This window comes from Neisseria sp. P0001.S005 (genome assembly GCF_051963715.1).
In genome coordinates this window covers 1-254 of the sequence record NZ_JBQCTZ010001012.1, presented here as the reverse complement: position 1 = coordinate 254, position 254 = coordinate 1, and the positions used below count along the sequence as shown (strand labels likewise).

Genomic DNA, 254 nt, shown 5'->3' with positions numbered 1-254 from the left:
TAGGTACGGCCCAACGCATGGGTAGCACGGTTTTCACTGCTCATCAGGCTCAGGTGCAACAGTTCGCCGCGTGTCAGCGTCGTACCGATGCTCAAACGGCTGCCCGTACCTTTCAAACGGTCTATTTCAGCCTCGGTAATCGTGATAGGCTCGTTCATATCCAGACGCGCATCCAAAACCACCATCGCGCTCATCAATTTGGAAATAGAGGCAATCGGCATGACACGATCAGGGTTTTTCTGATACAGCACTTC

The 254-nt window shown here is 52.4% G+C and carries 1 protein-coding gene; it reads right to left on the bottom strand.

Annotated elements, in window-relative coordinates; genetic code table 11:
- On the bottom strand, positions 1 to 254 hold a 254-nt coding region (locus ACTHSP_RS23895; RefSeq protein WP_440347217.1), incomplete at both ends, for a serine hydrolase.